13 protein-coding genes are annotated in these 11,508 nt (G+C 53.6%); 7 read left to right on the top strand and 6 right to left on the bottom strand.

All coding sequences use genetic code 11. The features are described from left to right. Nucleotides 1-59 precede the first annotated feature (59 nt). A complete protein-coding gene (locus ACT3XD_RS02990) occupies nucleotides 60-1,088 on the bottom strand; it encodes an acyltransferase family protein (protein ID WP_192536518.1) in 1,029 nt (342 codons plus the stop codon). Between the two features lie 120 nt (nucleotides 1,089-1,208). Between ACT3XD_RS02990 and ACT3XD_RS02985 the strand changes: the two genes are divergently transcribed. Both ACT3XD_RS02985 and ACT3XD_RS02980 read left to right on the top strand, forming a co-directional pair. Next, on the top strand, nucleotides 1,209-2,129 hold the full coding sequence (locus ACT3XD_RS02985) for an alpha/beta hydrolase (protein WP_192536558.1): 921 nt from the start codon (nucleotides 1,209-1,211) through the stop codon (nucleotides 2,127-2,129). Between the two features lie 63 nt (nucleotides 2,130-2,192). Next, the gene (locus tag ACT3XD_RS02980) at nucleotides 2,193-2,498 is read left to right on the top strand and encodes a hypothetical protein (protein ID WP_018917694.1); all 306 of its coding nucleotides are present in this window, start codon (nucleotides 2,193-2,195) and stop codon (nucleotides 2,496-2,498) included. Nucleotides 2,499-2,708: 210 nt separating this feature from the next. Here ACT3XD_RS02980 and ACT3XD_RS02975 read toward each other — a convergent pair whose 3' ends face one another. Genes ACT3XD_RS02975 through ACT3XD_RS02955 form a run of 5 tightly spaced genes read right to left on the bottom strand, consistent with a single transcriptional unit; the run spans nucleotide 2,709 to nucleotide 7,393 of the window. Next, entirely contained in the window at nucleotides 2,709-3,656 is a 948-nt protein-coding gene (locus ACT3XD_RS02975; RefSeq protein WP_192536517.1) for a 2-hydroxyacid dehydrogenase, read from the bottom strand. A gap of 46 nt (nucleotides 3,657-3,702) precedes the next feature. Beyond that, nucleotides 3,703-4,386 carry a GntR family transcriptional regulator gene (locus ACT3XD_RS02970; protein ID WP_192536516.1) on the bottom strand — a complete coding sequence of 228 codons (684 nt, stop codon included), beginning with the start codon at nucleotides 4,384-4,386 and terminating at the stop codon, nucleotides 3,703-3,705. Then, entirely contained in the window at nucleotides 4,383-5,876 is a 1,494-nt protein-coding gene (locus tag ACT3XD_RS02965; protein WP_192536515.1) for a tripartite tricarboxylate transporter permease, read from the bottom strand. The genes ACT3XD_RS02970 and ACT3XD_RS02965 overlap by 4 nt, the downstream gene beginning before the upstream one ends. Continuing rightward, a complete protein-coding gene (locus ACT3XD_RS02960) occupies nucleotides 5,870-6,358 on the bottom strand; it encodes a tripartite tricarboxylate transporter TctB family protein (protein WP_192536514.1) in 489 nt (162 codons plus the stop codon). Before ACT3XD_RS02960 ends, ACT3XD_RS02965 begins: the two co-directional genes overlap by 7 nt. A gap of 57 nt (nucleotides 6,359-6,415) precedes the next feature. Then, nucleotides 6,416-7,393, bottom strand: a complete 978-nt coding sequence (locus tag ACT3XD_RS02955; RefSeq protein ID WP_192536513.1) for a Bug family tripartite tricarboxylate transporter substrate binding protein — start codon at nucleotides 7,391-7,393, stop codon at nucleotides 6,416-6,418. A 369-nt stretch (nucleotides 7,394-7,762) separates the two neighbouring features. Between ACT3XD_RS02955 and ACT3XD_RS02950 the strand changes: the two genes are divergently transcribed. From ACT3XD_RS02950 to ACT3XD_RS02930, 5 genes are all read left to right on the top strand, one after another. After that, nucleotides 7,763-8,416, top strand: a complete 654-nt coding sequence (locus ACT3XD_RS02950; RefSeq protein WP_192536512.1) for a hypothetical protein — start codon at nucleotides 7,763-7,765, stop codon at nucleotides 8,414-8,416. A gap of 142 nt (nucleotides 8,417-8,558) precedes the next feature. Continuing rightward, nucleotides 8,559-8,708: a hypothetical protein gene (locus tag ACT3XD_RS02945; RefSeq protein ID WP_192536511.1), complete on the top strand. Its 150-nt coding sequence runs from the start codon at nucleotides 8,559-8,561 to the stop codon at nucleotides 8,706-8,708. Continuing rightward, nucleotides 8,705-9,439, top strand: coding sequence for a metal ABC transporter ATP-binding protein (locus ACT3XD_RS02940; protein WP_192536510.1), 735 nt, complete (start codon nucleotides 8,705-8,707; stop codon nucleotides 9,437-9,439). The genes ACT3XD_RS02945 and ACT3XD_RS02940 overlap by 4 nt, the downstream gene beginning before the upstream one ends. Further along, complete coding sequence (locus ACT3XD_RS02935) at nucleotides 9,423-10,313, top strand: metal ABC transporter permease (RefSeq protein WP_192536509.1); 891 nt, start codon at nucleotides 9,423-9,425, stop codon at nucleotides 10,311-10,313. The genes ACT3XD_RS02940 and ACT3XD_RS02935 overlap by 17 nt, the downstream gene beginning before the upstream one ends. Before the next feature lie 20 nt (nucleotides 10,314-10,333). Further along, a complete protein-coding gene (locus ACT3XD_RS02930; protein WP_192536508.1) occupies nucleotides 10,334-11,458 on the top strand; it encodes a metal ABC transporter solute-binding protein, Zn/Mn family in 1,125 nt (374 codons plus the stop codon). Nucleotides 11,459-11,508 lie beyond the last annotated feature (50 nt).

Genomic DNA, 11,508 nt, shown 5'->3' with positions numbered 1-11,508 from the left:
TTTGAACCAAAAAAGCGCAAAATTTAACCCTAATGACTCATTTTGGTGCAAAGGATCTTTTACGCTTTCAGACGTTTCCCAAACAACATGGCACCCGTAGTCGTCGTGTTAGCAACCTTGTTGAGCATGATGGAACCGCTCGCCCCAATGATGATCAGCAACAGCACATAAGCTGCTACAGGCAGATTAAAAGGCACGATGAGCACGTCGGTAATTGCAAAAAACATCGGGTGGGCCAGATAAATGCCAAACGAGTACCGGTTGATATAGCGCACCCAGCCCGGCGCCGGGTAATTCTTCAGGTAGCGCATGGCAACCAGGGTAAAGAGTACAAATAGCGGAATGACCCACACTTCCTTGGAGGAAAACTGCAGCCAGCCGGCAATACTTGCCATGATCAAAAGGCACACCCAAAGACCAAGCCACACTGGATGAGACAGATAGCGCATCCACCCTGGCTGATCAGGCACCTGAGTTTCCGACTCAAAGGGGTAATAGCGCACCAATGCCAGTGCTAGAAAGAAGAGGTAAATCCAGCCAAGGGGGGCAATCCAAAGCAGATATCCTGGCAACTCAACCTCAAGCCAATAGGCCGTGCCCCAGTACGCCATGCTCACTAGGCAGCTAAGCCATAGCCATGGCACCGGATTGAAGCGCCAAAGCCGCCAGCGCGTAAACAGCCAGTAAGCCACATAGAACTGCATGGCGATGATCAGAAAATACCCGTGCCAGCCGGCGAAGATAAAGTACTCCACCGCGTTGGCGATAAAACTCACCGGCTCCCCAGTTACGTACAAATTGACCCACTCGGCAGTCGAGTAAATAAACCCGTACACCAGATAAGGCAGCATTACGTACTTCACCCGCTGGGCCAAAAAACCGGGCGGCACCGCCTTGTCGTAGCGCATGGCAAACACAAACACCGAGATAAACAAAAAGATCGGCGTACCCAGCACCAGCGGCAAACGCATGAGATCGGTCGCCAGATTATCCACGCGTTGATTAACGTGATCCAACAGATGAAACAAAAAAACGGCCACACAGCCGTAAGCACGCAACCAATAAATTTCTTCTATTCTTTTATGCATACCTACTCCATGTATGCCTATCTTTAGCCTGCGCTGAACACTCCCGGTTATCGTGGTGTCCGACTTTATAACTTGTTAATAATTCCTGGAGGCAGTTTGTCGCTCTCATCTATCACTAACATGTCTCGATGGTCTTTACGCCCACTTCTCATAAAGCTAGCCGCTCTGCTGGGCCTCTGGGGCTTTTTTAACGCAGCGATTGCCGGTGAGGTTCAGCATCATACCTTTGAATCCCCCACGCTTGGCCACGCCTATCCTTACACCGTTTATTTACCCGACAATTATGACGCTAATACCAGCGCTCAATACCCGGTGGTTTATCTGCTTCACGGCTCGTTTGGTAATGAACGCGACTGGGTGGCTAAGGGCAACCTTGCCCAAACCGCCGACCGGCTAATTCGTGCGGGGCACATACCGCCAGCGGTGTTCATCATGCCCGGCAGCCGCAGCTGGTGGATAGACGGCCACAACGAAGCCGCCCGCAGCGCTTTTTTCAACGACCTGATTCCGCATGTAGAAGCTACCTACCAGGTAGGTACAACGCGTGTGCTACGCGGCGTGGGCGGGCTTTCAGCTGGCGGCTTTGGCGCGCTTAACTTTGCCCTGGAAAAGCCCGAGATGTTTAGCGCCGTGGCCGCCTTGAGCCCGGCAAGCTACGTCCCTTATCCACCGCTGAATTCCTCTGCCCACCGTCACCCTTCCTTTTTAGATGAGCAAGGTAATTTTGATACTAGCCTATGGGACGAGCGTAACTACCCCGCTTACCTGGAAGAGTACCGCATTAACGTAACGCCCCGCCCCAGTGCGGAAGAAAGCGATATTCCCCCCGTGCCGCTTTACATCAGCGCAGGGCGAAGCGATGTGTACGACGCCGAGTTCCACGCCCGCCAGCTACGCCAGTCCATGGAGCGCATCCAGCCCAACGACGTGCGCCTGGATCTTTACCCCGGCGGGCACACCTGGCGCGTCTGGCGGGCCAGTTTACCGGCCGCGTTAACCTTTATGTTTCAGCATATTGGCGATGAATCCACTAGCCAATAACTGGCGGATCCAACAAAAAGCAAACTACACTGGTTTTATGAGTTAACTGACAAGGAGAGAGCCATGCATCGACACATTGAATGGGACGACCCCGGCAGCGCCAGCGTATCCAAGCTATTCGCCAACGATCATCATGGCCACTCAAGGATTGGCACCGGCGATATTCTCTCGGCTCGCTACCAAGGCAAGATCGTCCGGGTGGAAGTGGAAGCTTACCGCGAGGAAGACGCCGTGAGTATCGCCAAGGTCGTCGCCATCCTCGACTCCAAAGGCCAACGCCTGAAAGGCATGGACAAGCTCGCTATAGGCGATCTCGTCCGCCTACCCGATGACAAGCGTGCGTTTGAAAAACGCGAAGATGACGATTAAGCCCACCTAATCGTTGAGTCCCAAGTAAAGAGCCCACTAAGGGCTCTTTGCTTTTGATGGGATAGTAATACGCCAACGCCCCCCTATCCGTTAAGAACAAGCACATACAAGTAGTGCGGCGTAAGCGCCAGCGCACCCGCAAAAGCACCGCATCGCGGTGCCCCGTGTACGCACTTTAATCATTACTGCTGCCTGGACGGCAGCTTTTGATTAATTGACGGGTGTCAGCAACTCGCGTTGTGCGGCAAACGCGTCAAGGTTGGCGAATTGCAAATCGCCCATGGCCTCGCGAGTCTGCACAGTACCTGAACCTTGATGGGGCTGCAGAACCACGTTATCCAGCACTAATAATCTAGGATTCACCGTGGGCTCGCTCTCGAAGACGTCTAATCCAGCGCCCCCTAAGCGGCCCGACTCCAATTGTTCGATCAGTGCGGTCTCGTCAATGACAGAGCCTCGGGACACATTGATAATTACAGCGCCAGCTGGCAATGCACTTAGTACATCTACCGATACCAAGTGGCGAGTCTCAGTACCACCCACAACGGTTACGAATAAAACATCTACAGCAGCCGCCAATTCCAATGGCGTTGAATGGTACTGCCAGGATGACGGTACATCCTTGGGTTGGCGGGACTGATAATGAAGTTCCGACTTAAAGGCAGCCATTCGATCGGCTATTTCACGGCCAATACGTCCCATGCCAAGCACACCGATCCGTAATCCGTTGGCATTAGCGTTGAGTGGAAAGGTGCCACGCTGAGCCCACTCACCTTCTCGAACCCATCGGTCTCCAGCTAATAGCTGCCGCTTAACAGCCAGCAACATGCCTACCGCAAGATCAGCTACATCGTCATTGAGCACGTTCGGTGTATTGGTGACTTTAATGCCACGAGCTACGGCAGCCTCGATATCAATATCGTCATACCCCACACCAAAATTGGCAATCAGCGCAAGCTGGGGTAATTGATCCATCTCTGCTGGTCCAAAGGGAGAGTGACCGTGATAAGCAACACTCTGACACGTTTGACGTACTGATTCGGGTACGTCATTCAGGAAAGCCAGATTACTAATTGAATAAGTAGGAAACCGGGTTTCGAGCTGTTGGCGCTGACGCGACGAGTAATCACCGACCAAAATAACATTGGGGGCTGACATTAAGACTCCTTGGAAAAAGGTTGATTAGCGAAAAAAGCGAGTTGCATCACGAGTGCAGCAACCCATCACGTTCAATAGCAAGGGTTTGCTGTCGCGTTAGATGATGCAGCTTGGAAAGCGCAGCCAGGGCGCTCTTTCCATCGTTAGCGGCGATGGACTGCATAATTTCGATATGCGGCCGCACCGTTGCTGCCGGCTCATGGTGGGCAACCTGTGCTAGAAAGAAGCCAATGCGCCGAGAAACGGCATGCAACGGCATAACCGCTCTCGCAGCGACATCGTGATTAGCAGCTTCACAAACTCGTTCGTTGAAGCGCTTGTCGATCCGTGAGAACAGCTTATTATCCCGTGTTTCCAATGAGTGTTCGGCTTGGCGAGCCATATGAAGAAACTCGGCCCGTTGGCTTTCGCTAGCCAGACGGGCCGCCCGTTCAATCAACAACCCCTCGACGTGATGGCGAACGTCCAAGGCCTCCAGCGCTGTCGTTGTATCGATAGGTCTGATCAAAATACCCTGACGCGGTAGCACGGCCAGCAGATAGTCATGCTTTAGGCGCAGCAGGGCCTCGCGCACGGGTGTTCTTCCCATATCTAATCGTGCACACAGCGCCTGCTCAGTGAGACTCTCACCGGGTGCCAGCTCAAGAGTAACGATCATCTCTTCGATAGTGTTGTAAGCAATTTCTGCGCGTGAGGCGAGTAAAGTACTCTTTTGTATAACCGCATTCATGTTTTAGGTTTCCTCGCCTTCATGTAGTGCATCAATCTTATCAGCGGGGGAACAACCCATATCGCTAGCGTTATAACGGCCAACCCGATCGCCAGAGGACGACTCAAAAAGATCATCAGATCGCCATTTGATTTAACCAGCGTATTCAAAAAATTCTCTTCGATGATAGGGGCTAGCACGACACCTAATATCGCTGGCGCTAATGGAAAGCCATTCTCCTCCATATAGAAGCCAAGCAGACCGGCAATCAGCATAGTGACTACCGCATAAACAGTATTTTCAACCGCAAAAGAGCCAATAATGCACGCGCCAACAATGAGTGGCATCAATACACTGCGTGGCACCGCCAGAATATGGCGGAACAGACGAATAGCCACAATGCCAAAGGGTACGATCAGCAGGTTAGCGAGCAAGAACGCAAGAAAAACTGCAGTAATTAGTGTTCCCTGGGTCAGGAAAACAGTCGGCCCAGGATTGAGACCTTTCATATAAAGCACGCCAATAATAACTGCGGTCAGGCTATCGCCAGGAATCCCGAAGACCGTAGCTGGCACTAAAGCGCCACCGACAGAAGCATTATTGGAAGCACTGGCTGAAGCTACACCATCGACAATACCCGTACCGAAACGCTCAGGATGACGAGATTGCTTTTTGGTTGCTGCATACGCTATGTAGGAAGCGATATCCGCGCCTGCACCGGGGATTGCACCCACCAGCGTACCGATACCGCAGCCTTGCAAAATCTGAAACCAGAGCCGCCGGATTTCTCCAAATACCCCGCGGAAAAGCCCGTTAAGTTTACCAATCGGTGGTCTATCGCTATCGCCAGGTGCCAGAGCAAAGCGAAAAACCTCTGACATGGCAAACAGTCCAATCAAGACCGGGATAAAGCCTAAACCTCCAGAGAGGTAATTGGTCTCAAAAGTAAATCTTGACTGTCCCGAAACTGGATCCAGTCCTACAAACGCAATGAGCAAGCCAATACATAGAGATATGATTCCCTTGGCTGCTGAGCCCTGCGATACGCCAATCGCCGCGGTCAGCCCAAGACACGCTAGCCAGAAGTACTCAACTGAGCTGAACTGTAGTGCCAGGTCGCCTAACGTGGGGGCCGCGAGGATCAGCGCGATGCTGCCGAAGATACCGCCGATAGATGAACAAATCAGCCCAGTGCCTAACGCTAGACCGGCGTTGCCACTACGCGTCATTTTATAGGATTCATCAACGTAAGCAGCCGAGGCGGGCGTACCAGGAATGCGCAATAGAGCGCCCGGAATGTCCCCGGAGAAAATCGCCATGGCGCAGAGCGTCACCACACCGGCCAGTGCCGGCACAGGATCCAGAAAATAACTGACGGGCACCATCAGTGCCACCGCCATTGCTGCTGAGAAACCAGGTATGGCGCCCACCACAAGGCCGTAGATTGCGCAGGCCACCATTACGCCGAGAGTCGTCGGCGTCATCAGCATCATGAAAGCATCTATCACCATGTCAGTACCCCAGCAAACGGTGTCAGCAGGCCCCAAGGTAGCTGCACGGACATCAATTGATAAAAGAAGCTATGCAGCAGAAAGCTACCGATGATTGCAATCGGAATGTCACGCAAGATACGCCGATCAAAAAAGGCCAGCAGCACGAAGAGCGATATTGGCATGGCAATCAAAAACCCCAGAATGTTGAGCGTTGCGATATAAAACGCGATGGCGCCAACTACCACGCCTATGGCGCTCAATGCCTGTGGCCAGGATCGAGCACGGGGCAGTGCTGCCCAGGTAATGCTCGCGCCACGCTGCAGCAAAGGTTTAAGCGCTATCACGCCGCCAGCGATCATCATCACGCAACCAATCAGTGTCGGGAAGAAGCCCGGTCCATAATCAATGAATGTGAGCGTCGGCAATTGCTGGGCGAGGAAGACGACCACGCCACCGAGAAGAATAAATACAAGCCCGTTGAGGCGATCGTCGAAGTACAAGGCAAAGCTCCATTGGCAGAGAAGCCATTCTGAACAAGGAGCGTGCGCTCCTTGTATTTAGGAATCGCCGTTGGCTAATCCCAGGGTTTTAATAACGTCGCGAACAGAGCTTTGCTGATCCAACATGAACTCGTTGAAGGCCTCTGAATCTCGCCACTGAACGCCAAAACCACGATCCTGCATTTGCTGACGCCAATCATCGTCGTGGACTATCTCGTCCATGGCATTTTCAAGCTCTGCGACAATATCGTCTGGAAGGCCCGCAGGTGCGATCAACCCGCGCCAAGCTCCCAGTTCAAGCTCCATATCAGTGGTTTCCTGCAGGGTAGGTACATCAGGAAAGGCTTCCAGTCGCTCTTTGCCCATCACAGCAAGCGCTTTGATGCGTCCGGAATCGATCAGCGGCCCTGCTTCAGGAAGAGAGGATGGCACAACGTCAACACCGCCTGCTGCCAGATCCTGCAGTGCAGCGGCTGCGCCTTGACCGGAGATGAAACGGACCTGAGAGACATCAATTCCGTACTCATTCATCATCGTAGCAGCAGCCATCGGCCACGATCCTCCACAGCCGCCGCCGCAAGCAATCACATAGTCGCCAGGAGCATCTTTGATAGCATCCAGCGCCTGGTCGATGTTTTCCCACTCGCTGTCACTGCGCACCTGGAATCCGGCTGGATCAAAGTTGTACTGGGCGATCGGAGTGAAATCTTCAACATTAACGTCGGACTGCCCCATAGCAGCGTAATGAGCAAAGTTGAATATGACGCCCAACGTATAACCATCGGGGTTAGCATTTTTGATGGATGAAATGCCAACCACTCCGCCGCCCTGGCCTTGATTAACCACGTTGAACGGCTGGCCAAAACGAGCCTGTAGCCGTTCAGCGAGCATGCGACCAGTTTGGTCGGTTCCCCCACCAGCACCGGATGGCACTACGATGTTGACGGGCCTTTCCGGCCATTCGGCCATAGCACTGAGGGGCGTAATACCTATTACAGCGGTAACCAGGAAGGCCTTAGCAATTTGGTGTCGCATTGTTTTCTCCTGTGATATATCACAATGTATAAGAGATCTTTATACGATTACTGTCAAAATTTTGAGCATCAACTTTAGTTTTTTAGACTTTAGGATAAAACTTATAAGCAACTGTTTTATATATAATTTAAAAAATAAAAGCTTTATTGCCACCCACATATCTAATAAAAATTAGAATTAAATAAAGCCAAGAACCAGTCCTTTTAAATGAGAAGTGGATTAGCAAACACATAAACAGACGCTTCGTAGCTCAAGTCACGATCAATGCTGCTTGGGCGGCTACCCTTTGTGGCCCTTATTCCTCACCCATCCTTTCAAGCGAGCATGCTACGCTTAACGTCATTCCCCTTTGATTACAGGATTTTCACCATGCGTTTAAACCACTTGCTGTGCGCGCTGCTATGCGCGGTTGTGCTGCCTGCTCAGGCGCAGACATCGGATGAATGGGCGGGTTATGACGATGTGTTTGAGCGCGGAGCTAGCCAGGCCAACGTTTGGCAGTGGGGTTGGACGGGCATTTATGGCGCAAGTCTTGCGGTTAACGCTTACCAGTCCAGTGAAGCGAGCGATAGCGATGACCGGTTTGATGCGCGGGTGGGCGTGGTGAAGTCGGCGCTGGCATTGGGCGGAATGCTGATGGATAGCCAGCCGCATCAGGCGGCGTTAGTAGAGTATGAGCGCCTAAAAGCGCGCGGTGAGCTCAGCGGTGTGCAGGCGTTGGGGCTGGAGCTTGCTCAAGCCGAGCGGGAGCGCCGCGGCTTTGGTGCACGGGTTGGGTCGCTGATCGTCAACGGGATCGCGGGCGGCGTGATTGCGGCGGATGGCCGTGAGCGCGATGGCGCGGTGAACTTTGCAACCGGCATGCTGGTCAATGAGCTGCAAATTTGGACCCAGCCGAACCAGGCATCTTCGGCGATTAACCGCTTTCAACCGGCACGCGTTTCGTTGGGGCCCGTTAGTCTTGAGGGCGAGTACGCGCTAATGGTGTCTCCGCAGCAAATTGGCGCCACCTGGCGCTATTAACACCTTATTGCATGTATCAATTGCTAAATTAGTAAGCGCGCTTATCATTGTCACATTCATGGAAGCGCGTAAAATATTCGGCAATTTTTTGGTTCTGCCTAATGTTATGTTATAACTTATTCTATTGTTAAGAGGATATTCAGTGAGTCATCGCACGCACCGTCATAACCGAGAAGGGCCTTGCCACTTCTCTTTAATGTCATTGTCAGCCACTAAACGGTTGGTGTTTGTGGCTGTGCCGTTAGTGCTGCTGTGGGCGCTGGTGGTGTGGGCTGGCGGGTGGCCGCCATGAGCCAACATGCTTTATCGCACCTGACGCTTAGGAACTTACACCTGGCTCAGGGGCGTCGCACGGTATTGGAGCACCTTGATGGGGAGTTCAAGCCGGGGGCGATTACCGCCTTGATTGGTGCCAATGGGGCGGGTAAAAGCACGCTTATTCAGGCCATTATGGGCGAGCTAAGACCTATTAGCGGAGCAGTATCGTGCACTATCGCATCCGAACGGCGTGCCTGGTTGCCGCAGCAGCTGGCGCTCGATTTGACGTTTCCGATGAGTGTGGAAGAACTGGTAATGACCGGCACCTGGCCAAGCCACGGGGCGCTTAAGGGTTACTGTGCGGCGCATTATCGTCGCGGCCGCGACATCATGGCGCGCTTGGGTATTTCGCATTTGGCCCACCGCCCGCTGGGTGAGCTTTCTGGCGGTCAGCGCCAGCGGGCGTTAATCGGGCGTACGTTAATGCAGGAAGCCGAGCTGCTGCTACTTGATGAACCCTTCGCCAACGTTGACAGCGATACGGTGGATATCCTGATTCGCATATTGCGCCAAATGGCGGATAACGGCGTCACGATCATTATTGTGCTGCACGATATGGACCATTTACGGCGGCTGGCTGATGAGGTGTTGATGCTAAACGGTGGCCACGGCCGCTGGGTGGCGCCCAGCGCGCTGACGCACTCACAGGCGCCAGCTCAGGTCGTGCCGTTTACCTTAGGGGGCCAGCATGTTGGAACTGCTTAACGCGTGGTTTATCGCCCCTTTTGACTACGGCTTTATGCGCCGTGCGGTGGTGGGTGGTTTAGCGCTTTCGCTTGCCGCCCCGCCGCTGGGCGTATTTCTGGTATTACGCGGGATGAGCCTGATTGGCGATGCCATGGCCCATGCCATTTTACCGGGCGTGGCGATTGGCTTTTTACTCGCCGGGTTTTCGCTGCCCATTATGAGCATCGGCGGTGTGATGTTCGGGCTTTTGGTGGCGTTACTGGCGGGCGCTGTCTCCAAGATGGGCGGTCAGCGTGAAGATGCCGCGATGGCGAGTTTTTTTATTATCTCGCTGGCTGCAGGCGTCATGTTGATTTCCCTTGGCGGGAGCAGCGTTGATTTAACCCATGTGCTGTTTGGGTCGATTTTAGCGGTTAACTCCACCGCTCTGGTGCTTATCGCCGGTATTAGCACACTGATTGTGGTCATCCTGGCGGTCGTTTTTCGCGCGCTGGTGGTGGAGTGTCTGGACCCGCTGTTCCTGCGTGGGCAAAGCCGGCGTAACGGCTGGGTGCATAGCGTGTTTCTAGGCCTGTTAGTGCTCAATCTGACCGCGGGCTTTCAAACACTGGGCACACTGATGGCAGTGGGCCTGATGATGCTGCCAGCCACAGCGGCTCGCTTTTGGAGCAAGCGGCTGGAAGGGTTGATAGGCATTGCCGTTGTATTGGCCATGGTGGCGAGCACGGGTGGCTTATTGCTCTCGTTTCATCTGGATATTCCCTCGGGGCCAAGCATTATTTTGCTGGCTGGCGCGGGTTATTTTTTCTCGGCGCTGTTTGGTCGCTATCACAGTTTGGCAGCCAAGCTCAGACGCAAGACTGCACCGCTGAGTGCCGAGGCATCTACGTAAATCATTAAACAGGAGTAGGTATGTCTTTACGGTTATCTTCACGCTTGCTGGTCGGTGTATCCGCGATGCTAGCGCTGCCCGCCGCCATCGCAGCGGACCGCGTTCAGGTAGTCACGAGCTTCTCGATTCTTGGCGATATCGTCGAGAATGTGGGCGGCGAGCATGTGGACGTTACATCGCTGGTTGGCGCCGATAGTGATTCGCATGTCTACTCTCCCCGTCCGGGTGATGCACGTGCGCTGGCGGAAGCTGATTTGGTAGTGTTCAACGGCCTGCTGTTTGAAGGCTGGATGGAACGGCTAATTGAATCAAGCGATTACAAAGGCCCACGGGTCACGGCGACTGACGGTATTGAAAAGCTATCCTACGCAGGACACAGCCACGATCATGGGCATGATCACGATCACGGACATGACCACGAACATGACCACGACCACGGGCATGATCACGATCACGGGCATGATCACGATCACGGACATGACAACGAACATGACGACGATCACGGACACGATCATGACCACGGCGAATTTGATCCTCACGCCTGGCAGGATATGGAGCAAGCGCGGGTATACATCACCAACATCCGCGATGGCCTGATTAAAGCCGATGAAGCGAATGCCGAGGAGTACCGGGCTAACGCCGATAGCTACCTAGCCGAAATGGCAGAAGTTGACGCTGAAATCCGCGAACTGATCAGTGAGATTCCGTCGTCCACCAGCGTCATCACCGGCCACGATTCGTTTGGCTACTTCTCCAACGCTTACGGCATTCACTTTTTATCGCCGGTTGGCCTGTCTACCGAAGTAGAGCCCAGCGGCGCCAGCATGGCGGAACTGGTGGATGTGATTAACGACCAGAACGTCCAAGCGCTGTTTCATGAAAACATGACCAATCCTGCGGTCATTCAACAGCTCTCGGAAGAGACGGGTCTGCCTATTGCCGGAACGCTTTACGCGGATGCCCTGGCTTCTGAGGGTGACGCCAGCACGTACCTGGGCATGATGCGCCACAATGCCCAGACGCTGCACGACTCGCTGGCAGAACCGGGTCATGATGACCATGAGGCTGACGAAGGACACGATCACGATCACGATCACGATCACGATCACGATCACGATCACGATCACAGCGAGCATAGCCACTAAACAGGCGCTGCAAGCATCGCGTAAACTTTTTGGCTGGTAACGCTCGCCCG

Origin of the sequence: Halomonas sp. AOP7-B1-5 (assembly GCF_052353045.1) — a bacterium.
Lineage (GTDB): Bacteria > Pseudomonadota > Gammaproteobacteria > Pseudomonadales > Halomonadaceae > Vreelandella > Vreelandella colorata.
This window is presented reverse-complemented; position numbering and strand designations above follow the sequence as displayed.

Excerpts from the sequence above, each read along its gene's own strand:
- ACT3XD_RS02990 (WP_192536518.1), bottom strand. The coding sequence starts at position 1,088 with ATGCATAAAAGAATAGAAGAAATTTATTGGTTGCGTGCTTACGGCTGT.
- ACT3XD_RS02985 (WP_192536558.1), top strand. The coding sequence starts at position 1,209 with ATGTCTCGATGGTCTTTACGCCCACTTCTCATAAAGCTAGCCGCTCTG.
- ACT3XD_RS02980 (WP_018917694.1), top strand. The coding sequence starts at position 2,193 with ATGCATCGACACATTGAATGGGACGACCCCGGCAGCGCCAGCGTATCC.
- ACT3XD_RS02975 (WP_192536517.1), bottom strand. The coding sequence starts at position 3,656 with ATGTCAGCCCCCAATGTTATTTTGGTCGGTGATTACTCGTCGCGTCAG.
- ACT3XD_RS02970 (WP_192536516.1), bottom strand. The coding sequence starts at position 4,386 with ATGAATGCGGTTATACAAAAGAGTACTTTACTCGCCTCACGCGCAGAA.
- ACT3XD_RS02965 (WP_192536515.1), bottom strand. The coding sequence starts at position 5,876 with ATGGTGATAGATGCTTTCATGATGCTGATGACGCCGACGACTCTCGGC.
- ACT3XD_RS02955 (WP_192536513.1), bottom strand. The coding sequence starts at position 7,393 with ATGCGACACCAAATTGCTAAGGCCTTCCTGGTTACCGCTGTAATAGGT.
- ACT3XD_RS02950 (WP_192536512.1), top strand. The coding sequence starts at position 7,763 with ATGCGTTTAAACCACTTGCTGTGCGCGCTGCTATGCGCGGTTGTGCTG.
- ACT3XD_RS02940 (WP_192536510.1), top strand. The coding sequence starts at position 8,705 with ATGAGCCAACATGCTTTATCGCACCTGACGCTTAGGAACTTACACCTG.
- ACT3XD_RS02935 (WP_192536509.1), top strand. The coding sequence starts at position 9,423 with ATGTTGGAACTGCTTAACGCGTGGTTTATCGCCCCTTTTGACTACGGC.
- ACT3XD_RS02930 (WP_192536508.1), top strand. The coding sequence starts at position 10,334 with ATGTCTTTACGGTTATCTTCACGCTTGCTGGTCGGTGTATCCGCGATG.